Genomic DNA, 20,188 nt, shown 5'->3' with positions numbered 1-20,188 from the left:
CAATTTCCTTATTTTTTTGCCTGTATCCCTACAATTAATAGCCTTTATTGACATCTACCTGATGGCACAAATCCAGCCCGAGATTTAAGCGTCGGTCATTTTCCAGAATCTGTTCCACTACCACAGACATGGGTGCATGTGAGGCGACATGTGGCGTAACTACGATCTTTTCATGCTGCCAGAATGGATGATCCTGAGTTAAAGGCTCTTCTTCAAATACATCAAGGATTGCACCACGTAAGTGGCCGGAATCCAGTGCATTGAGTAGATCCTGCTCGATTAAATGCTGGCCTCGCCCGACATGAATTAATGCCGCCTGTTCAGGTAACTGCTGAAATAATTCAGCAGAAAGAATGCCGGTATTCTCTTCAGTAAGTGGTAGCAGATTAATCAGGATCTGGCTGTGGGCCAAAAACTCGGAAAGTTGTTCTGATCCCACATAGCTTTTGACCTGAGCAATCTCTTTTGGGGAATTGGACCACCCAGACACCTGATAGCCCATGTCGGCAAAACGTTTTGCCACATAACCACCCATATGGCCAAGGCCCATAATCCCGATCTGGATATGATGGCTATAACTTTGACGATACTGTTTCCATAGCTGCTGCTTTTGCTGCTGGATCATGCGGTCAAAATAACGCTGGAAATACAGCACGCCCCAGAGCAGATAATCAAACATGCCTTTTTGATGATGTGGATCCAGTACCCGGCAAACGGCTTGATCTGAGCGTACAGCATTTAAGTTTAAATGCTCGACCCCGGCAGCAATGGAATGAATCAGGCCAAGTTCTGGAAGTTTTTGGAGTTTTTCCAGATCTGGAAACCAGGCAGCAACTGTCGTTGCCTGATCAGCTTCCGGGCTGTCCACTGTACAGAAACTGCCAGCAGGCGCATATTTCTGAAAAGACTTCACCAGAATTGCTTCAATATTTGGCACAGTACTGGATATCACAATCATGATGCATACTCCGTATATTGATGCTCAATCAAGGATAACGCAGCCTGCCAGGCATGCTGTAAAATCGGTTCAACCAAAGGACTGGCGAACTGCTTGGCGGTTTTAATTCGGACTTCTTCTGCTGGATAATGCAGTTCGGTACCGCCACTTAAGGCTTTCACCTGTGCCTGACAGGCACGCTCAAGGAAATAGATTTCATGAAAGGCCCGTGCAATGGTTTCGCCAGCTGTTAAAAGTCCGTGATTGCGTAAAATCATGGCGCGATGGCCGCCTAGGTCCTGAATCAGGCGTTCCTGCTCATCTGTTGAGAGTGCCACGCCTTCATATTCGTGATAGGCCACCTGCTGATAAAATTTCAGCGCATGCTGGGAAATGGGAAGAAGTCCGTGTTTCTGTGCAGACACTGCTATGCCGTCTGCGGTATGCGTATGAATGACACAGTTCAGATGAGCATGTGCTTCATGAATTGCAGAGTGGATGACGAAGCCCGCCATATTCACCGGCTTGTCCTGTTCATAGCTTTCTACAACCTGCCCTTCATGATTAATCTTCACCAGCGTTGAAGCACACATTTTTTCAAAAGCGACACCATACTGATTAATCAGAAAACAGTCAGGTTGATCGGGAACTCTTAAACTGATGTGAGTATCGATCAGGTCCGTCATCCGGTAATGCGCGATAATGCGATAAAGCGCTGCGAGTTCACAACGTGCCTGCCATTCAGCATCTGTGACGAGATTTTTTATTGTCATCGTTCCATCCTGGAAAAATATAGCATTTCGATCATTATCTGTTATATCATAATTTCAGGAAAACAGAATATTATTTCATAAAGCGAAATAAATCATTACAAGGAGTGGATATGCCCACATCACAATTAAACGGACTTGAATATCTTACCGCAATTAAAAATGGGGAAATCCCCAGCTCAGCCATGAGTGAAATTATTCCCATGCGTCTGACCTTGGTGCGCGAAAACTATGTGGAATATGAGGTGCGTCCTGATCAGCGCCATTATAATTTACAGGGTGGTATTCATGGCGGCTTTTGTGCAACGGTTCTAGATAGTGCCACTGGCGCTGCCGTGCATACGACAGTAGATGCAGGTGTCAGTTTCTCGACCATTGACCTGAATGTAAAAATGCTGAAAGCGATGAAAAGCGGCGAAACCTATACAGCTATTGGTGAAGTCATCCGGATCGGGCGTAATGTACTGACCTCAGAAGGCCGAATTATCGATAAAGAAGGTAAAGTTTATGCTTTTGGTTCAGCGACTTTATTAGTCACTGCCCGTAAGTAAATCATTACAGTGATGTAATCAATCCCTGCATGTGCAGGGATTTTTATTTTGAAAGAAAAATCCCAATAAAGAATGCCATGCATATCATAGATACATGGCATTAAGACTATGACTAAACTGTTATGCAGCTTCAGGGTTTTCAATCACCATCGCCAAGCCTTGACCCAGACCGATACACAGACTAATCACGGCATATTTTTTACCGGTACGCTGTAACTGACGTGCAACGGTTAAAGCCAAACGCGCACCCGAACAGCCCAGTGGATGACCAATGGCAATCGCACCACCATTTGGATTGACACGCGGATCATCCAAAGCGACATCCAGACCTTTCAGGCAAGATAATACCTGACTGGCAAAGGCTTCATTAATCTCGATGATATCCATATCGTCTAGCGTCAAACCAGCACGTTGTACTGCCTTTTTAATCGCTTCAATTGGGCCTGCACCCATGATGCGTGGCTCAATGCCAGCGGCTGCAGAAGACAGGATACGAGCCAAAGGTTTTAAGCCATACTGTTCCTGAACTTTTTCACTGCCGATAATCAGTGCTGCAGCGCCGTCATTGATTCCTGATGCATTACCCGCTGTTACTACACCACCTTCAAATAGCGGTTTTAACTTGGATAAAGCTTCAAATGTTGAAGATGCACGTGGATGCTCATCCTCAGTAATTTGTTTAGGTGGTAATTTGCGTCCTTGAGAAACTTCAATCGGGGTAATTTCACCTTCAAAGAAACCTGCCTCTTTCGCTGCCTGATATTTTGCCTGTGATGCAGCGGCAAAGGTGTCAGCCTGTTCACGGCTAATACCGAACTCTTCAGCCACATTATCACCTGTTTCAGGCATACTGTGCGCGCCAAACTGATCCGTAAATTTACGGTTCGGGAAACGGGTACCAATTGTGGTGTCATAAATTTTGGCATCACGTGAATACGCGCTTTCTGCTTTGCCCATCACAAAAGGTGCGCGGGTCATGCTTTCTACGCCACCGGCAATGTACAACTCGCCTTCACCTGCAGTAATGGCACGTGCCGAATCAATCACAGCACCGAGACCTGATGCACATAAACGGTTTACCGTCTGACCTGGAACTGTTACCGGCATACCCGCTAACAACGCTGCAAAACGTGCCACATTACGGCTGTCTTCACCGGCCTGATTGGTGCTACCAAAGATTACATCTTCTACATCTGCTGCCGGGATACCGGTTTTTTTCAGCAGGTTTTTAATGACTGTAGCTGCCAGATCATCTGGACGTACGCTTGCCAGACTTCCTGCATGGCGACCGATTGGTGAACGTAAACCATCATAAATATATGCATTTAACATGAGTGTTATTCCTTTAACTTTCTAATTAATGAGTTGTATGAACAAGTGGTAGACCAAGCTGAACACGGCGACGCAACCAAGGACTTGAACGGTAACGCTGGTCACGGGTAATCGCAGTCATACGATCCAGAATTTTTAGAATTTTTTCAGCTCCCAGCACATCCCCCCATTCAATTGGTCCATACGGATAACCAAGGCCTAATTTCACCGCGATATTGATATCTTCTACCGTTGCAACGCCTTGCTGGGCAATATCACAGCCGAGATTCACAATCATTGCCAAAGCACGTTGAGCCACAAAGCCGACGCTTTCCTGAATTACGCTGGCGGTCACACCATCCAGATTGAAAATCGATTGGGCTGCTTTTACCAGCTCAGGTTGGGTGACAAAAGTTGGCATCAAGGTACGGTGTTTATGCAGACCATATAGCAGATCGATACACACCACTTGCTGAGGTGCCAGCTGATAACGGACAGCGGCTGAAGTTGCATCTTCACCATAAGTGGCAATCAGGATTAAAGCCTCTGCTGAAGGTGTCTCAGTTTGCTCAATCTGGATATTGAACTGCTGCAGATATTGCTCAAGTGCCTGACGGTCTTCGTCATATTCGGTGCCTAGCCAGACTGATGGATATTGACTTAACTTTTCAACCAATGCTGGAGCAACATCACCTTCTTTGCTACCCGAAGTGTAATCATAGAAACCTTTACCGGTTTTACGACCTAACTGCTTGGCAATAAAACGCTGACGGGTAATCACGCTTGGACGGTAACGTGCTTCTTCATAATACTGATGATAAATCGATTCACTCACCGGGTGCGAGACATCCATACCGGTCAGATCACCTAATTCAAACGGCCCCATTTTGAAACCGATTCCGTCACGGTAGATCCTGTCAATATCATAAAATGGTGTGACATTTTCATTCAAAATTGCATAGGCTTCGCTACCAAAGGCACGGCCGGCATGGTTAATGATAAATCCTGGAGTATCTTTAGCTTTGACCGGACGATGACCCATTTTTGTAGAGAGCTGGGTTAATGCTTCAATAATATCAGCGCGGGTATTGAAGCCTTCAATCACTTCGACCACTTTCATCAGTGGTACCGGATTAAAGAAATGATAACCGGCCACACGTTCTGGCTGCTTACAGTTGGCAGCAATTGCACTGATCGACAGCGAAGACGTATTAGATGCCAGAATCGCTTCTGGTTTTATAATTCCTTCCAGTTGCTGCATCAGTTTTTGCTTGATTTCCAGATTTTCAATAATCGCTTCAACAATCAAGTCACAATCTTTCAGGTCTTCTAGCTGCTGCGCAGTCGACAGATGAGCAATATCTTCAGCGGCTTTTTCATGGCTGAATTTACCTTTATCTGCCAAGGTATTTAATGTTTTGGCCAGTTTGTCCTGTGCCTGTTCAGCTGCCCCATCTTTGGCATCAAACAGTATCACATCATGACCAGACTGAATCGCGATCTGGGCAATACCTGCACCCATCGTGCCTACACCAATAATGCCGATTTTCTGAATCTGAATACTCATGCTTATCGTCCCTGATAATTCGGTTTACGTTTTTCGATAAAGGCCTGCATACCTTCTTTTTGATCTTCGGATGAGAACAGCATCTGGAAAGACTTACGTTCCAGGGTAAGTCCGGCATTAAGCGGCACATCTTCAGCCAATAAAGCCACTTCCTTGATTTGCTCTAGAGCAATTGGCGGCATTTTCGCTAGGCCTTCCGCCATCTTGATAGCTGTAGCAAGGGTTTCACTGTCTTCAGTCACCTGGGACACCAGACCAATTTGATAGGCTTCCGGTGCAGGCACCAGACAACCGGTCATGATCATGCGCATGGCATGAAATTTGCCCACTGCACGGAATAAACGCTGGGTACCACCGGCACCCGGCATAACACCCACTTTTACTTCAGGCTGACCAAACTGGGCACTTTTCCCGGCAATAATAATGTCCGCATGCATGGCCAGTTCACAGCCACCGCCAAGTGCATAACCATTGACTGCTGCAATCACCGGTTTTGAACACTGTGCAATCGCCTGCCAGTAACGTTCAGTCCGACGCTGCATCATTTGAATGGTTTCTGCATTGGCCAGTTCTTTAAGATCGGCTCCTGCTGCAAAATCTGTTTCACCACCGGTAAGAATAATGGCACGAACATTTTCATCGTTATTCAGTTGCAAAAAAGCCGCCGCAAGTTTCTGGCGAACTTCTGTATTCAGGGCATTTTTCGCTTCTGGTCGATGAATTTTAACCATCGCTACATGTGCTGAAACTTGTTCTACTTGAACTACCTGTTCCATTAAAATCTCCATTTATTTTGTATAGCGAAATTTTATTTTATATAAAACTAAGGTTTCTCAAGCTATAAATCAAGGATTTTTAACTCCAGAATGCAAAAAAGTTATTTTTTACTAAAAATAGAGTAAAAACTCTTGTTCATCTGGTTATTTTATGATTAATTGATTTCGCAATACGGAATTAAGTATTTTAAATGCAATCTGATTATTCATTTCAATGAATAATCGCCATAAGGCAGAACTTAAAATTAATTTACGAAATCAAATTTTCCAGCAATGAGATGATTTTGATTTAGCGTAAAGCGTGAAAAATCGAATGTAGCCTGATAAAAAATGCAGCGGCTGTTGTGTGCAGAGCGAGTCTGTTAAATCAGGAAAACTATGTTTCCGTGAGGAAGAAAAATGGATTTAGCGGTAGCAGAGGAAATGCTACTTTGAATATATAGAGGATATAAGAATGACAAGCGATACCATCGTAACAGGAGACAATAAAACCGATGTCTCCTCCACGGATACCATTAAACAGGCACCAAAACGTCTTTGGATGACGGCTTTTATCTTTGCTTTTCTGATTTTGCTCTGTGACGGTGCAGATATCGGGATTCTGGCTTTTAGTCTGACCAGTCTGAAAGCTGAATGGGGCCTGACTTCTGTACAGGCGGGTGCCTTGGGAAGTTATTCTCTTTTAGGTATGGGGATCGGAGGCTTTATTGGTGGATGGGCATGCGACAAATTTGGACGTGTCCGCGTCATTGTACTGGCCACCATCGCCTTCTCGATCTTATCCGCCTACTCAGGTTTTGCACAGTCTTATACTGAATTTGCAATTTTACGTACTCTTTCTTGCTTGGGTTTAGGCTGTTTATATATTGCCTGTAATACTCTGATGTCAGAATACGTACCGACCAAATACCGTACTACTGTACTGGCAACATTGATGACTGGTTTCACTTTAGGTTCATTGGTGATTACCATGATTTCAGGCTGGATTATTCCTGAGTTCGGCTGGCGTATGCTGTACTGGATCACAATTGCTCCATTAGCTTTGGGTATCCTGATGCACTTTATGGTGCCTGAGCCAGAGTCATGGAAACGTGTTCGTGAACTGAAAAGAACTGGTCAGATCGTGGATAACGATGCGAAAAAAGGCAATCCATATATCACCATTCTTAAAGACAAAACCCATGGCAGAATGTTTATCTTATGGTCATTCAGCTCTGGTTTCTTGCTATTCGGTTATTTCGGTGTAAGTAACTGGCTGCCAAGTTATCTTGAAGCTGAATTAGGCATCAAGTTTAAAGAAATGGCCCTGTATATGGTGGGTACGTTTGTCACCATGATTTTTGCCAAAATTATTGCAGGTTATGTTGCTGATAAAATTGGCCGCCGTATTGTATTTGCTTTCGGCACCATGGGAACGGCTCTGTTTATCCCTGTCGTGGTGTATATGCATAATGCCGATAACATTGGCGTACTGATGCTAATCTTCGGCTTCCTGTACGGTATTCCATATGCCATCAATGCAACCTATCTAACCGAAAGTTTCCCGACTGGTGTTCGTGGTACAGCGGTGGGTGGTGCATTCAATATTGGTCGTATCGGTGCAATCTTCGCTCCAATTACGATTGGTTATCTTGCGATGCATGGTTCGATTGGTACAGGTCTGTTGGTAATGGGTGCAGCTTATTTCCTCTGCGGTTTAATTCCGGCCCTGTTTATTAAAGACCGTTTATACGATCCGCAAAAAGCAGAATAAACACTCTCTGGAAGGCAGTCTAACTTGCTGTCTTCTTCTTTCTCCAAATATTGACCATACGTATAGAAAGGTTTCCTTTCATTCAGAATTAAAAGTTTCTTCAGGGATTAAGAAATGAAAAAATTAGTTTTAGCGACACTATGTGGTATTGCTTCAGCACAGGCATTTTCAGCAGAAGCATCTGAAGACCGGATGCAGTTTTTAGAATCACAGTTAAAGCAAATCCAAGCTGAACTGGAACAGCAAAAAGCCGCGCAACTTGCATTAAAGAACCAGCAGGAACAGTCTAAAACTGCAGACTCCAAAAGTTTAAGTAACATGATGGACAATGTTGATGTGTATGGTTTGATCCGCTTTGATGGCGCAGTCGATTTCAAAAGTACTACTGAAGCCCGTGGCCGAACTATTAACCAGATCAATAAAGTGCCTTTTACTGAACCGGATTCTGTCCGTTCCGATTTTACTGCGGCTGCCAGCCGAATTGGTTTTCTAGCCAAAGATCTGGGAGGCAATCCGAATGTTTCTGCTCGTTTAGAAGCCGACTTCTGGACCAATAATGGTAAAGGCGATGGTGGATTACGTATCCGTCATGCACACTTAAAATACTATAACTGGACGTTTGGTCAGGCCTGGTCATTGATGTCTACACCAGAAATTAGCACTGAAGCTGTCGATTACAGCTTGTTCTTGGGTGGATCAGTCTTACGTACACCTCAGGTGAGCTATGCTTTTAAACTTGATCCAGAAAATACCTGGAATGTCGGTCTGGAATATATGGCCGGTGGCGATCGTTCTTCTGCTTTTCCTGCATTAACCACTAAATATGTTCATCAATCAGGCCCTCTTCATTTATTAGCTCAAGGCTTTGTCAATCAAAAGCAGGCACAGATTGCGACAGGCGATATCGAGAAAGTTGGCTGGGGTGTGGGAGTTGGTGGACGTTACCGTTTAGATGATCAAAACTCGATTCAAGGTAACTATTTCCATATGGTCGGTGATCAGCGTATTGCAGCTTTCTTGACTCAAGGTTCAACAACCGATGGTGCTGCCTGGGGTGGCGATTATTCAGTCGATCCAATCAATAATGAACTTTTGCTCAATGAGTTCAATAGTATAAATATTGGCTTCACGCATAAATTTACGCCAAAACTACGGAGTAGTATTAATGCCAGCGTTGTTGATTTTGATGATTCCAGCGACTATGCACGCGCGAATCCTGAAACCAATAAGCGCTTAACCGACTATGTGGCCAACGTGATCTATTCTCCTGTTCCAAAGATTAATCTGGGTGCAGAATATCATCATGGCAAACGTGAAACCTTTGACAATAAGGAAGCAGATATTTCACGTATCAACTTCTCTGCTAACTATAGTTTTTAAAGCCTCAGGAGACAAGGATGTCAGCCCAAGGGCAAATTTCACGCCGTTTCATGTTCATGATGGCAATGACCTGCGCACTCTGCGCAGGTTGTAACTATTTTAACCAGCCCCTGATTTATTCTATTGCAGAGGATCTGCAAATCAGTGTGGCTCAGTCTGGCTGGACTGTAGTACTGACCCAGATTGGCTATGCCACCGGATTATTTTTGTTTGTCCCTCTGGGTGATTTGTTTGAAAAACGGCTGTATATCTGTAGTTTGATGTTGTGTACCGGACTGGCGCTTATTGGGCTTTCAGCCAGTACCAATCTGCATATGTTGTATGGCTTTACCCTGCTCGCCTCTTTTTGTTCGATTACCACCCAGATTCTGATTCCTTTTGCCGCCAGCCTGTCGCAACGTGATAAAAGTGCCGAAGTCGTTGGCCTGCTCATGAGTGGTGTTCTGGTTGGTATTCTGTTTGCCCGTACCGTGGCCGGACTGATTTCTACTTTATGGTCCTGGCATGCGGTATACCTATTTAGTGGTTGTGCAATTCTTCTGCTAAGTCTGGCCATGTGGTTCCAGTTGCCGAGTGCCAAGAGCCAGTTACAGATGAATATATTGCAAATTTATCGCTCACTATTTACCTTTGCCCGAACAGAACCCATGCTGATCAGGCGTAGTATGATCGGCGGCTTGGGCTTTGGCATGCTGAGTATTATCTTTACTACCATGACTTTTATTCTGGCTGAAGCACCTTATCATTTTAATGATTTCCAGATTGGTCTCATGGGTATTGTGGGGGTGGTCGGCATCTGGTCCTCTCAGTGGACCGGTAAAATGATTGGTAGGCATCGGGAAAAATGGATTGCGCACCTAGCCACATGCGGACTGATTCTAGCCTGGATTCCCTTATTCTTTGCTCAGAATTATTTATGGATTTATATCCTGGGCTTGATTCTGGCTTATTTCGGAATTTCCTGTTTGCATGTCTTGAACCAGAATCTGGTCTATCGAATTTCAATGCAGGCTCGCTCGCGGATTAATGCCATCTATATGACCTGTTATTTTTCAGGTGCTGGTCTGGGAGCATTTTTATCGCTGCATTTATGGAAAAGCTATGGCTGGTCTGCCTGCGTCATTTTAGGTTTTATTTTTGCCCTATTGATCTTTATAATTAATTATTATGATCTGAACCAAGAAAGAAATTTAGCCAATATTCAGCCTGAGCCATAAATAATGTCAAAAACCTTTGAGGGTTAAAAATCTTATTTTTTATCCCACTTTCTATGCTGAGCATACATTATAGAACCGATACGCTCATAAAATAGGAAAATTCTTGAAGTCTGTTTGCCATTTCCTTTCTACATGAAGAACGGTTGAAAATATTGATATCTTAACTTTTAGAGTTAATCCAATTTACTATTTTCCATTGCAAGATAAGCAGGCTTCAATTCAGTTAAAGGTGCAGGTTTTGCATAAAAGAAGCCTTGTAGCAGATCACAACCCTGTTGATAGAGCAAGCTGGCCTGGCTTAAGGTTTCGACCCCTTCCGCGACAACTTCCAAATCCAGTTGATGTGCCAAGTGAATAATGGATTGCACAATTGCAGCATCCTGACCATCAAGGGTCAGCTCTTCAATAAAACTACGATCCAACTTGATTTGATTGATCGGCAAGCGACGCAGATAACTGAGACTCGAATAACCTGTGCCAAAGTCATCAATGGCAACCTGTACACCTAAAGCACGCACCGCTTTCAAAATTTCTATGGTTCGATCTGCGCCATTAATGATGACACCTTCCGTAATTTCAATTTTAAGTAATTCCGGTGGTAATTGACTGAGTTCAAGCGCATGTTCAAGTACTTGCAAAAAGCCTGCTCTACGGAATTGCAAAGGAGAAATATTCACCGATACTGTGATCTGGCTATTGTGTGTCTTATTCCACTCGGCAATATCTAGACAGGCCTTTTCCAATACCCATTGACCTACGCTAATAATCTGCCCGGTTCTTTCTGCCAGCGGAATAAAAATCGCTGGGGAAATATAACCCTGCTGTGGATGGCACCAACGGATTAAAGCTTCTACACCTGTTACCAGTCCAGTTTCAGGATGAATCAACGGCTGATAGAACAGGTCAAAATTTTCCTGATTGATCGCTTCCATGAGTTCCAGACGCAGATTCGTATAGTCTATTTCTGCGACAGGCTGCATTCTGGTTTTTTCATACCACTGCCACATATTACGACCTTGTCTTTTGGCTTCCTGCATCGCCAAAACAGACTGATAAATCAATTCAGAAGAATGATGAATTGAACTGTCATCTGCCACGATACCAATACTGGCACTTAAATGTATTTTGTACTGATCGACAATAAACAGCATGGAAAGAAGATCAAGAATTTCTCCGGCGATCGCCTCGACTTCAGTGTGCTCATCTGTCCCTGAGAGCAGTAAAATAAATTCATCTTCAGCAAAGCGGCATAGCACATTATTGCCTTGAACAAATTTTTGCAGCCGCTCGCCCACACTTTTGAGAATCTGGTCACCGACCAGATGACCTAAGCTGTCATTAATATTTTTAAAGTCATCCAGATCTATATAGAGCAAGACTAAAGGTTGGGAGCTCTCGTGCCGTGCTTCAAAAATATTTTCCAGAATCTGTTTGAATGCATGCTGGTTCGGTAAACCGGTTAAATGATCATGAGTATGCTGATGCTGAATATATTCTTCGTGAATACGTTGCTGGGTAATATCTTCCTGAATCCCCAAAAAATGGGTGCAGGTTCCTGTCTGGTCAAAAATAGGACCTATGGTTAAACGATTCCAGAACCAGCTGCCATCTTTACAGTAACTTTTTATAGTCACCTGAATTTCTTTTTGTTCTTTGACCGCTTGCTTGAGTAATGCAATCTGATCCGGATCAGTATCTGGACCCTGTAAGAAAAAACAGCTTTGTCCTAATACTTCTGCTGCTGTATAACCGGTGAGCTTTAGAAAAGCTGGATTCACATACACCATTAGTCTTTCTTCAGAAACATCGGTAATAAAAAGACTATTCGGACTAGCCTCTACCCCACGTTTTAATAATCGTAGAGACTCCTTGTTTTCACGCGATACAGTAATATCTCGGGCAATGCCAATAATACCGGTGACTTTCTGATTTTGAATAATCGGTAAATTGGTCAGATCCAGCCATAAGATATCGCCTGCAACATTATAAATTGGAAGTTCATAATGTTGAGATTTACCTTGCGCTGCTTCTGAAAATGAAACATTCGCAAGTTCATGGAATTCGGGCGGTATGAAGGCACAATAGTGCTGACCATGAATTTGCGCTTTAGAAAAACCTGTAATTTCTTCGCAAGCAATATTGGTATTAAGCACATGTCCCTGCAGGTCAAGTTCAAAAATAATATCTGGATGATAGGTATAAAATGAGCTGTATTTTTCATTAAGCTCATGTCTTTTTTGACGTTCCTGATCAAGCTCGATTGCGAGGGCAACTAATTTTGCCGCTTGCTGTAAAAGCTGAATATGAGGTTCAGTCGGTATTTTGGGTGTTCGATAATAGGTGGCAAACGTTCCGTATAGAATATCTGAAGCATTAATAATCGGCATAGACCAGCAGCTAGACAATTTTTCTGCGTTTACCAAAGCACGGTAAGGCTGCCAGTTTGGGTCTTTCATTAAATTCGGACTAATGACCAACTGACGTAAGAAAGCAGCTACGCCACACGATCCTTGATTTGGCCCAATTTTCAAATCTTGAATAGCATTACAGTACTCTTTTGAAAAGTGCTGTTTGCCACTTATAACATTTAAAGTTTGGGTGTCATCCTGATAGAGCATAATGGTGACAAGCGCATCTGGAATGCGCGATTCAAGCCACTGGCTAATGACATCGAGGATAGGCTTAAGTTCAGTATGGCGACCAATCAGATTAAAAATATGAAAAATTTCTTGATCATCACAATTATTATTCATTCAGACTATCACCTTCCTTAGCTTGTTAACATTTTAGACTTATTATTAAAATAATCATTAGCAAAAGTTTGTATTTATATCTTTAAAATACGGAAATATGGTCAATATTACGTGTATTTGATAATAATTCTAAAATTTAAAAATCACAGCCGAAGCTGTGATCTAAAACTATACTTTTACTTAATCAGAATATTGCGGACTTATTTTTAGGCTGCTTGTTGACGACTGTCCACTAATTTACAGCCTGTCTGCTGTTGTAATTCTTCAAAGCTTAAGCCATCCACTATTTCAATAACCTGAGCTTGTCGGTCTTTTAATTCAATCACACACAAATCAGTATAAATACGGTTGACACAATGTTTACCTGTTAGAGGATAAGTCAGTTCTTCAACAATTTTTGCCTCACCGTTTTTGGTCACATGTTCCATGCAAACATAGACACAGCGAGCACCCACTGCCAGATCCATCGCACCGCCTACAGCAGGTACAGCATCAGCATTACCGGTATGCCAGTTCGCCAGATCACCATTAATAGCGACCTGAAAAGCCCCCATGATACAGATATCCAGATGCCCGCCTCGCATGATATCGAAAGAGTCGGCAGAATTCATAAAACTGCCACCTTGCAACATGCTTACGAGTTCTTTACCGGCGTTAATCAGGTCATCATCTGCCTGTTCGGGATCACTCAATGCAGCAAAACCTAAAACGCCATTTTCCGAGTGCAGAATTACTCCTTGTTCAGGTTTTAAATAACCAGCTACGCGTGTCGGCAAACCAATACCCAAATTTACAAAAGAGCCAGTTGGAATGTCTTGTGCCACTTTAGCTACAATCTGTTCACGTGTACGTTTTTGAATATTCATTATTTAATATCTCCAACTTTGACCACATGCTGTACAAAAATCCCTGGCGTTACAATGATCTCTGGATCAAGCTCCCCCAGTTCCACAACTTGATGGACTTGTGCAATGGTGGTTTTTGCTGCTTTGGCCATGATTGGACCAAAATTCCGTGCTGCCTTACGGTAGGTTAAGTTGCCCCAACGGTCTGCCTGATTGGCATACACCAAGGCATAATCTGCATGAATCGGATATTCCAGCACATAATCTTTTCCATTGATATTACGGGTTTCTTTACCCTCAGCTATTTTGGTACCAAAACCGGTTGGAGTAAAAACAGCTCCTAAGCCTGCACCGGCTGCCTGAATACGGCAGGCCAGATTGCCTTGTGGCACCAGTTCCAGCTCAACTTTTCCGGCTTTATACAGATCTTCAAAGACGGTTGAGTTATTGGCCCGTGGAAATGAACAGATCATTTTTTTAACCAGTCCAGACAACAGCAGATTGGTTAGACCACGATCTCCAGAAGCTGCATTGTTGTTAATAATGGTTAAGTCTCTAGGACCAAAGTCAATTAATGCTTCGATTAATTCTACCGGCTGACCTGCCAGGCCAAAACCACTGGTCATAATGTGTGCACCATCAGGAATTTGCTTAAGTACCGTCTCGATATCCTGCGTGATTTTATTCATCATATTGCTTCCTAGCATGTTCTATCTATATTACGAGTGCAGATTAATCTGCCTTTTGTGGATCAAATAAGCGGTCTTTAATAAAGAAAGCGGGTATCAGGCCGCAAAGAAAATAGGCAATGCCCATAATCAGTAAGCCGGTACCAATTGAGCCTCCTTGAGCAAAATAGCCAATCGTAAGAGGTGCAAACACCGCACCCAGTCGGCCCACGTTATATGCACCACCTACTGCTGTTCCACGTACTTTGGTGGAGAAGCTTTCTGTCATGTAAGTCGCATTAATACCGTATGGAATACCATAGAGAAAACCGAAAAATAACATCAGCCAGAGAATGTTATCTGGCGTATTACCAAAGACAATCACAGGGATAAAAATTGCAGTACCCATAGTGCCGAAAGCAAATACCGCACGACGGCCAATCCGGTCAGCGATAAAACCAGCAATAACTTTGGTACACATCATGATCAGGAAAGTCCCGATCATATACATGGTCATTTCTTTAAACTTGATTCCCAGATCAGTCTCTAAATACGCCGGTAGCCAGTTGCTGACTCCATAATAGCCAAACTGTAAAAATGCGGTACTGAAGGACCAGAGGATAAACATGCGACGGCTAAGTGCATCTTCAAAAATCATTTTAAAAGTATTTTTTGGTTTTTCCTGCAGAATACCACTGGCTTTTGCATCCAGGCGTGCTTTACGCGCATCTAACCAGGCTTTCGGCTCAGGCACCAAGAAGTACATCGCGAAGGCCAGTACAATTGGAATAATGGCAATATAATAGAGGTATCGCCAGCCAAATTCAGGCAATAGCCATCCAGCCAGAACAGTTGCGACCACCGAGCCTAAAGTCCAGCCAGTCATAAGCGTTGCCAATACTGTAGAGCGATATTTGGTGGGTACATACTCTGCCATGAGTGTGTTACAGGCAATATATAGAGCACCTAGTCCAATCGCAGACGTAAAGCGCAGCCATTTGAACTGATCATAACTTTCTACGAATCCTAACCAGAAGGTTAATGAAGAAAATAATGCAATGGCAATGACGATCACACGAACCCGGCCAAAACGGTCACAAGCCCAGCCACCAAAAAAACCGCCGATAGCCATGCCTGCAAGCGTCCAGCTCCCTAAGGCACCGGCCTGCATATTACTTAATGAAAACTCTTGTTTCAGACTGGTCAGACTGTAGGCTAATAACGCAATATCAGCACCATCAACCAATAATGCTAAAAATGAGAAAATAAAGGCCAGAATCCAGACTCTTTGCTTGGGTTCGTTTCCACCTTCCACTGGGTGTTGTTGTGAACTGATCGTATCCATAATGCTCTTTCTACTTTTCGGCACTCCTGTGCCTTTTTAAAACGCATATTTCATTTAATTATTTAGGTGAAATATAGAATATTCGCTGATCATTACCACGCTTTAGCAAGGTGGTATAAAATGATTTTCAAAGTTCTTGATAAATTTTCTCTGCAGAAATCACGTAGCAATACATTGAATGATGTGATTAAGCACAATTCTTAAACCCGTAAAACAATCTAGCCAGCAATGCTGGCTAGAAGTTGATGTCAGGTTTAGTTGCAAAAGGCTGCAATTCCGGTTTGTGCACGACCTAAAATCAGGGCATGTACATCATGGGTACCTTCATAGGTATTTACCACTTCCAGATTAACCAGATGACGGGCTACACCGAATTCATCGCTAATGCCATTTCCACCCATCATGTCACGGGCCAAACGGGCAATATCCAGTGCCTTGCCGCAGTTGTTGCGCTTGATCAGTGATGTACCTTCAACTGAAGCAATGCCTTCATCCTTCATGCGGCCAAAACGTAAAGCCACCTGCAAACCGAGTGCAATTTCAGTTTGCATATCTGCCAGTTTCTTCTGGATCAGCTGATTCGCAGCGAGTGGTCGACCAAACTGTTTACGGTCCATGGTGTATTGATGTGCGGTATGCCAGCAGAACTCTGCAGCTCCCATGGCACCCCAGGCAATCCCGTAACGTGCACTATTCAAGCAGGTAAAAGGCCCTTTTAAACCGCGAACTTCCGGAAATGCATTTTCTTCTGGAACAAAGACGTTATCCATTACAATTTCACCGGTGATTGAGGCACGTAGACCCACCTTGCCGTGAATCGTTGGAGCAGAAAGCCCTTCCCAGCCTTTTTCTAAAATAAAGCCACGAATGTCACCGATATTACCTTCGGCAGAAACTTCTTTGGCCCAAACTACAAATACATCGGCAATCGGACTATTGGTAATCCACATTTTTGCGCCAGTTAAACGGTAACCACCCTCGACTTTTTTAGCACGGCTAATCATGCTGCCCGGATCCGAACCATGATCCGGCTCGGTCAAGCCGAAGCAACCAATATATTCACCGGTTGCTAATTTTGGTAAATACTTCTGCTTTTGCTCTTCAGAACCAAATTCATTAATGGGTACCATCACCAGAGAGCTTTGTACGCTGGCCATTGAACGGTAACCTGAATCGACACGTTCAACTTCACGAGCAATCAGACCATAACTGACATAATTTAAACCTGCACCGCCGTACTGTTCCGGAATGGTTGGACCGAGTAAACCCAGTTCTCCCATTTCACGGAAAATAGCCGGATCGGTTTTTTCATGACGGAACTGTTCCAGTACACGCGGCATCAGTTTGTCTTGACAGTACGCTGCCGCTGCATCGCGAATCATGCGCTCTTCTGATGTCAGTTGCTGTTCTATTAAAAACGGGTCTTGCCAATCAAATCTAATTTTTGTCGTCATTTTAATATTTCCTTATTTTAAAATTATGAGATTAGGCGGTTGCTTGTTTAATCATTTCACGCGCAATAATAATTTGCTGGATTTGTGTGGTTCCTTCATATAAACGGAACAGACGCACATCACGGTAGAAACGTTCAATTGAATATTCACTGATATAACCCGCTCCACCATGAATCTGCAAACAGCGATCAGCAACTCGACCACACATTTCAGTTGCAAACATTTTGGCACAAGAGGCTTCAGTCGTAACATTTTGGCCAGCATCACGTAGACGCGCAGCATCCAGCACCATACATTTGGCTGCATAAATCTCGGCTTTGGAGTCTGCCAACATACCTTGGATTAGCTGGAAATTCGCAATGGGCTGGCCAAACTGTTTGCGTTCCACTGCATAGTTAAGTGCATCTTCCAGCATACGCTCTGCCATGCCGACGCTATAACCGGCAATGTGCAGACGGCCCTTATCTAGAACGCGCATTGCTGTTTTGAAGCCAATCCCTTCTACACCGCCAATCAGCTGATCTTTATGCACTTTACAGTTATCAAAAATTACATCACAGGTATAGGAACCATGTTGGCCCATTTTCTTGTCAATTTTACCTAGGCTTAAACCAAGTGTGCCTGCTTCGACTAGAAATGCTGAAATACCGCTCGCACCTTTAATCTCTTGATTGGTACGTGCCATCACGGTAAATGTCGTGGCACGTGGTGCATTGGTGATAAAGCGTTTAGTTCCGTTTAAAATATAATAATCGCCGTCTTTGACTGCACTGGTTTTTAAAGCAGCAGCGTCTGAGCCGGAATCCGGTTCGGTCAAACAGAATGAACCAATAATTTCGCCCGTTGCATAACGCGGTAAATATTTCTGTTTTTGTTCTTCTGTACCGTCGATAATGATGCCACTTGAGCCAATGCCGTTGTTAGTACCAATTAAAGAGCGGAATGCAGCTGATGTATGACCTAACTCCATCGCGACCAGAATTTCTTCTTCCATGGTAATGCCTAAACCACCATATTCTTCTGGAATCGTCAGGCCAAACAAGCCCAGCTCTTTCATCTGTTCCACAATATGTTCAGGAATGGCATTGTTCTCTTCTACTTCATGCTCAAGAGGCACCAGTTCATTTTTTACAAAATCGCGAATCGTTGACAGAAGTTGGTCTAGCATTTCCGGATCACGAATCATATGAATCTCCATGGATATAATTTAGGTAAATTCCTTTACCCTTATTTTTGTTTCGTATTACGAAATAAATAATCATATAAAATCATTTTGAGCAAGTGAAATTATTAAAAATTTTATGTTTTAACTAAAAAATGAAATTTTTCTGGTATTCCAGTTGATTTATGTTTAAGATTTAATTTCACGATACGAAATATTTTGATGAATGATTGTTTATTTATCAGTTCTTTTGAATAGATGATTAAACCTTTTTTTCTTGCTGTAATACTTATCGATCACTGACTCTTTCGGAGAAATCGAAACTTCTTAAATGTGTTGGCTACGTATTAAACCTAAAAAACTAGATGATTTTTTTATCGTCTTTAAACTTGGGTAACAGGATTCTTTTCGACTACAAATAATTTCGGCACTTTTTCCTATATTTTATCTTTTGTAGAAGTGTTTTATTTTGTATCGTGAAATTATATTGCTATCATATTCATTAATTTAACTTTAATTGCCCTGACCATGACAAAAAATAAAACTGGTGAAATTCCCAACTTTGATGAAATCCGTTTAGATCCGATTTCACATATTCATAGAGAAAACAATCCTCAATTTATTGCGTCTATTGCGCGTGGATTGGAAATCTTGCGTTGCTTTTCAGCGACCAATCAATTACTTGGCAATCAGGAAATTGCACAATTAACCAACTTGCCTAAGCCGACTGTAGCGCGTATTACCAGCACTCTGGTTTCTTTAGGTTATTTAAAACAACTGCCGAATACCACGAAATATCTACTGGATGTTGGGGTATTGGCTTTAGGCTATGCAGCTTTGAGTAATATTTCTGCACGTACTCAGGCCTATCCATTTATGGAAGAAATGTCACGCTATTCCCAAGCCCCTGTGGCAATGGCTACCCGTGACCGTCTCAGCATGATTTATCTGGAAGTAGTACATACAGAATCGACACTGACTATGCGCCGCCCTGTCGGTTCGACTTTACCGATTCATAGTAGTGCCATGGGACGTGCCTGTCTGGCAGCGATGGATGTAAAGGAACGCGAATATTTATTTGACGCGATCAAGAAAAGAAACGAAGATCAATGGCCAACCATCAAGCGTAATCTGGAACGTGCAATCCGTGATTATCAGGATTATGGCTATTGTCTGTCTTTAGGTGACTGGGCAAAAGATGTGAATTCCGTGGCAGTTCCGTTGGTTCACCCCAAACATGGGATATTAACGTTTAACTGTGGTGCCCCAAGTTATCTGTTAAATCAGGAAAAACTGGAAAATGAAATTGGACCGCGTCTGATTCACATGGTGAATAATATTGCAATGAATCTCAATAACATATAAAAAAATTAATTATCAGAGCGACATTAAGTCGCTCTTTTTATTGAATACCCAATCTACACATCTTCTTCCTTTATCCAGAATTCTCAGCAAACCTTTTTAATGCTGCGAAATAGATAAGATTTAAAAAAGATAAAGTCCTATTTCAAATAAAAAGATCAAAAATAAGCTTCATAACCGATTTAGATAATGCTATAAATATCGTATAGCGAAATTGGATTTTATATTATGGAAGATATAACAAGAGAATCGATGGAGTTTGACGTCGTCATCGTAGGCGCAGGCCCTGCGGGTCTTTCTGCTGCGATCAAAATCCGTCAACTTGCAATTGAAAACA

17 protein-coding genes are annotated in these 20,188 nt (G+C 42.8%); 6 read left to right on the top strand and 11 right to left on the bottom strand.

What is annotated here, in order from left to right; genetic code table 11:
• Window positions 1-34: 34 nt before the first annotated feature.
• On the bottom strand, window positions 35-958 hold the full coding sequence (locus NI455_RS10135; RefSeq protein WP_253113973.1) for a 2-hydroxyacid dehydrogenase: 924 nt from the start codon (window positions 956-958) through the stop codon (window positions 35-37).
• Window positions 955-1,710, bottom strand: coding sequence for a class II aldolase/adducin family protein (locus NI455_RS10130; protein ID WP_253113971.1), 756 nt, complete (start codon window positions 1,708-1,710; stop codon window positions 955-957). Before NI455_RS10130 ends, NI455_RS10135 begins: the two co-directional genes overlap by 4 nt.
• A 110-nt stretch (window positions 1,711-1,820) precedes the next feature.
• On the opposite strand from NI455_RS10130, the gene NI455_RS10125 reads away from it, so the two are divergent.
• On the top strand, window positions 1,821-2,258 hold the full coding sequence (locus NI455_RS10125) for a PaaI family thioesterase (RefSeq protein WP_004730966.1): 438 nt from the start codon (window positions 1,821-1,823) through the stop codon (window positions 2,256-2,258).
• Window positions 2,259-2,378: 120 nt separating this feature from the next.
• Here NI455_RS10125 and NI455_RS10120 read toward each other — a convergent pair whose 3' ends face one another.
• Genes NI455_RS10120 through NI455_RS10110 form a run of 3 tightly spaced genes read right to left on the bottom strand, consistent with a single transcriptional unit; the run spans window position 2,379 to window position 5,912 of the window.
• Window positions 2,379-3,590: a 3-oxoadipyl-CoA thiolase gene (locus tag NI455_RS10120; RefSeq protein ID WP_004730968.1), complete on the bottom strand. Its 1,212-nt coding sequence runs from the start codon at window positions 3,588-3,590 to the stop codon at window positions 2,379-2,381.
• A gap of 25 nt (window positions 3,591-3,615) precedes the next feature.
• Window positions 3,616-5,136, bottom strand: coding sequence for a 3-hydroxyacyl-CoA dehydrogenase (locus NI455_RS10115; protein WP_253113968.1), 1,521 nt, complete (start codon window positions 5,134-5,136; stop codon window positions 3,616-3,618).
• A 2-nt stretch (window positions 5,137-5,138) separates the two neighbouring features.
• Window positions 5,139-5,912, bottom strand: coding sequence for an enoyl-CoA hydratase (locus tag NI455_RS10110; RefSeq protein ID WP_253113965.1), 774 nt, complete (start codon window positions 5,910-5,912; stop codon window positions 5,139-5,141).
• Window positions 5,913-6,366: 454 nt separating this feature from the next.
• On the opposite strand from NI455_RS10110, the gene NI455_RS10105 reads away from it, so the two are divergent.
• The 3 genes from NI455_RS10105 to NI455_RS10095 all read left to right on the top strand — a co-directional run bounded on the left by NI455_RS10105 (window position 6,367) and on the right by NI455_RS10095 (window position 10,262).
• On the top strand, window positions 6,367-7,665 hold the full coding sequence (locus tag NI455_RS10105; RefSeq protein ID WP_253113962.1) for an MFS transporter: 1,299 nt from the start codon (window positions 6,367-6,369) through the stop codon (window positions 7,663-7,665).
• A 114-nt stretch (window positions 7,666-7,779) separates the two neighbouring features.
• Window positions 7,780-9,045 carry a DcaP family trimeric outer membrane transporter gene (locus NI455_RS10100; RefSeq protein WP_253113960.1) on the top strand — a complete coding sequence of 422 codons (1,266 nt, stop codon included), beginning with the start codon at window positions 7,780-7,782 and terminating at the stop codon, window positions 9,043-9,045.
• A 17-nt stretch (window positions 9,046-9,062) separates the two neighbouring features.
• Entirely contained in the window at window positions 9,063-10,262 is a 1,200-nt protein-coding gene (locus tag NI455_RS10095) for an MFS transporter (RefSeq protein ID WP_253113958.1), read from the top strand.
• Window positions 10,263-10,435: 173 nt separating this feature from the next.
• Here the strand turns inward: NI455_RS10095 and NI455_RS10090 are convergent, their stop codons facing one another.
• The 6 genes from NI455_RS10090 to NI455_RS10065 all read right to left on the bottom strand — a co-directional run bounded on the left by NI455_RS10090 (window position 10,436) and on the right by NI455_RS10065 (window position 18,513).
• Entirely contained in the window at window positions 10,436-13,015 is a 2,580-nt protein-coding gene (locus NI455_RS10090; protein ID WP_253113956.1) for a bifunctional diguanylate cyclase/phosphodiesterase, read from the bottom strand.
• Between the two features lie 206 nt (window positions 13,016-13,221).
• A complete protein-coding gene (locus tag NI455_RS10085) occupies window positions 13,222-13,881 on the bottom strand; it encodes a 3-oxoacid CoA-transferase subunit B (protein WP_005100324.1) in 660 nt (219 codons plus the stop codon).
• Entirely contained in the window at window positions 13,881-14,552 is a 672-nt protein-coding gene (locus NI455_RS10080; protein ID WP_005100322.1) for a 3-oxoacid CoA-transferase subunit A, read from the bottom strand. The genes NI455_RS10085 and NI455_RS10080 overlap by 1 nt, the downstream gene beginning before the upstream one ends.
• A gap of 40 nt (window positions 14,553-14,592) precedes the next feature.
• The gene (locus tag NI455_RS10075; RefSeq protein ID WP_004646972.1) at window positions 14,593-15,873 is read right to left on the bottom strand and encodes an MFS transporter; all 1,281 of its coding nucleotides are present in this window, start codon (window positions 15,871-15,873) and stop codon (window positions 14,593-14,595) included.
• A 254-nt stretch (window positions 15,874-16,127) separates the two neighbouring features.
• Window positions 16,128-17,327 carry an acyl-CoA dehydrogenase gene (locus NI455_RS10070; RefSeq protein WP_004646973.1) on the bottom strand — a complete coding sequence of 400 codons (1,200 nt, stop codon included), beginning with the start codon at window positions 17,325-17,327 and terminating at the stop codon, window positions 16,128-16,130.
• Window positions 17,328-17,358: 31 nt separating this feature from the next.
• A complete protein-coding gene (locus NI455_RS10065; protein ID WP_004730987.1) occupies window positions 17,359-18,513 on the bottom strand; it encodes an acyl-CoA dehydrogenase family protein in 1,155 nt (384 codons plus the stop codon).
• A gap of 504 nt (window positions 18,514-19,017) precedes the next feature.
• Between NI455_RS10065 and NI455_RS10060 the strand changes: the two genes are divergently transcribed.
• Window positions 19,018-19,854, top strand: a complete 837-nt coding sequence (locus NI455_RS10060; protein WP_004280319.1) for an IclR family transcriptional regulator — start codon at window positions 19,018-19,020, stop codon at window positions 19,852-19,854.
• Between the two features lie 225 nt (window positions 19,855-20,079).
• Window positions 20,080-20,188, top strand: a 109-nt coding sequence (locus tag NI455_RS10055) for an FAD-binding protein (RefSeq protein WP_253114026.1), incomplete at its 3' end; no start/stop codon positions are given.

The organism is Acinetobacter lwoffii, from assembly GCF_024129435.1.
GTDB lineage: Bacteria > Pseudomonadota > Gammaproteobacteria > Pseudomonadales > Moraxellaceae > Acinetobacter > Acinetobacter lwoffii_F.
This window is presented reverse-complemented; position numbering and strand designations above follow the sequence as displayed.